Origin of the sequence: Paraburkholderia sp. WS6 (assembly GCF_030464835.1) — a bacterium.
Taxonomy (GTDB): domain Bacteria; phylum Pseudomonadota; class Gammaproteobacteria; order Burkholderiales; family Burkholderiaceae; genus Paraburkholderia; species Paraburkholderia madseniana.
Genome location: NZ_JALQCK010000112.1, coordinates 1 through 1479 on the forward strand (window position 1 = coordinate 1; position 1479 = coordinate 1479).

General features: G+C 59.9%; 2 protein-coding genes. Both read left to right on the forward strand.

The genetic code is table 11. The features are described 5' to 3' along the window. Positions 1–58 precede the first annotated feature (58 nt). Positions 59–1141, forward strand: a complete 1083-nt coding sequence (locus tag M0D64_RS44740; protein WP_266262306.1) for an IS630 family transposase — start codon at positions 59–61, stop codon at positions 1139–1141. Positions 1142–1154: 13 nt separating this feature from the next. Further along, on the forward strand, positions 1155–1454 hold the full coding sequence (locus M0D64_RS44745; protein ID WP_266262307.1) for a hypothetical protein: 300 nt from the start codon (positions 1155–1157) through the stop codon (positions 1452–1454). The last annotated feature ends 25 nt before the right edge of the window (positions 1455–1479 follow it).

A 1479-nucleotide genomic window follows, 5' to 3' on the forward strand; every position in this document is an offset into this window, starting at 1 on the left:
CTAGTACAACATCCCGCAATTACTTTTAATAATTGATTGCATGGTTTATCCTGGCGGTATGAGTCGAGGACGCCATGCAACGCCAGTGAAGCTGGCCAGAAAGGAAAGACAGGAGCTGCAGTCGCTAATCCGACGCACGACGGCTTCACAGCGCGATGTGACACGGGCACGCATCGCGTTAATGGCTCACGAGGGCTACACGAGCGCGGCGATCTCACAGGAACTGGGCGTGTCGGTGCAGACCGTCAGCCAGTGGCGCCAGCGCATTGCGCGGCAAGGCGCGCAGGGGATTCGGGAGGCAGAGCGCAGTGGACGTCCGCCGCGCATCACGCAGGAGACGCGGCTGCAACTGATCGCACTGGCGTGTGAAGTGCAGGAAGCGCAAGGTCGGGCCACGCCGACGCTTGATGAGATTGTGACGCGTGCAGTCGAGCGAGGGATCGTCGAACAGATCAGTCGCAGCCATGTGCAGCGCATCCTGCAGGCTGGCGACGTTCGCCCGCATCGGGTGCAACAGTGGCTGCATAGTCCGGATCCGGCGTTTCGCGAGAAGGTCAACGTGATCTGCAGGCTGTACCGCAAGGCGCCGAAGAATGCGGTGGTACTGAGTATTGACGAGAAGACCGGCATTCAGGCCATTGAGCGCAAGCATCCAGGGCGCGCTCCGGCAGCCGGACGGTTGCGCCGCCGGGAATTTGAATACATCCGTCACGGTACCCAGTCGCTGATTGCTGCGCTGGATGTTCATACCGGACGGGTACTGGGAAGCTGTCGCGACCGGCGGACCCAGGACGACCTGGTGACTTTCATGGACAGTGTGGCAGCCGCGTATCCGGGCAAGCAGGTGCATGTGATCTGGGATAATCTGAACACGCATCGCGCCCAGGCCGTGTGGCAGGCATTCAATGCGCGGCACGATGGACGGTTTCATTTCCATTTCACCCCTTTGCACGCGAGCTGGGTGAACCAGATCGAACTGTGGTTTGGGCTCTATACGCGCCGTGTGCTGCGTCACGCCAGCCACACCAGCACGGTGCATCTTCGCGAGCGTACAGAGCAGTTCATCCGCGAGCGCAACCAGACGGCACGTCCCTTCAGATGGACTTTCCGCGGCTACCCGTTGCAAACTGGCGCATCCTGAACCCGGAGCGGTCATGCCTGCCTTATCCGCGAAACATCATGCAAGCGAACTGCAGCGTCAACTGCGCGAATTGTTGGGCCACGACCAGGTGCTCACGCAGGCTTACGGGCGTCATCTGCTGATCAAACGCCTGGACAATCAGGACTCGACCGTTGTGGCACGCCTGAGTGAACTCAGCCGCAATCTTTATGGTGCCGCCTTTCGTAGCCATAGCGGGCGATGGGAACCTCTGCCTGGCTCAGGTTCGCTCGCCGAAATGGCCCAACTGGTTGTCACGCTCCTGCAGCCTTATTTGCAGCCCGACAATTATTAACCCTATTTGCGGGATGTTGTACTAG